2 tRNA genes are annotated in these 527 nt (G+C 52.8%); both read left to right on the top strand.

Annotated features, from left to right (window positions below):
- The first annotated feature begins 107 nt into the window (after nucleotides 1-107).
- A tRNA-Ile gene (locus tag QQF40_RS17020) sits at nucleotides 108-184 on the top strand.
- A 40-nt stretch (nucleotides 185-224) separates the two neighbouring features.
- Nucleotides 225-300 (top strand) — tRNA-Ala (locus QQF40_RS17025).
- Nucleotides 301-527 lie beyond the last annotated feature (227 nt).

Consider the following 527-nt stretch of genomic DNA (forward strand, 5'->3'; position numbering starts at 1 on the left):
TAGGGGAACCTGGGGCTGGATCACCTCCTTATCGACACTGTCTATCGCTCGCGGCAAGTGCTCACAACGAATTACCTGATCAAGTTAGTTTATCGAGTAGTAGTGTCGGGTCTGTAGCTCAGTTGGTTAGAGCGCACCCCTGATAAGGGTGAGGTCGGCAGTTCAAATCTGCCCAGACCCACCAAAAGCTTCGTGCTTTTGTCGACACGGTTTTGCCGACTTTTGGGGCCATAGCTCAGCTGGGAGAGCGCCTGCCTTGCACGCAGGAGGTCAGCGGTTCGATCCCGCTTGGCTCCACCATGAAAGTCCGGTTTGGCTTCTACTACCTGATAACGCTGCACAGTCCACAGTGACAAGCATATCGCCTTCCTCGTGAAGGTTGTGTGACTTCTCACTGTTCTCTGAACAGCCGCTCTTTAACAATGTGAATCATGCTGACGATGGACTGTGCGCCAAGCACATCTCCATCAAACGATATGTCGGAGAGGTCCGACAGATTCGTAATCCTTGACAGACCCCTTGGGGTT

The organism is Cobetia sp. LC6 (assembly GCF_030264805.1).
Lineage (GTDB): Bacteria > Pseudomonadota > Gammaproteobacteria > Pseudomonadales > Halomonadaceae > Cobetia.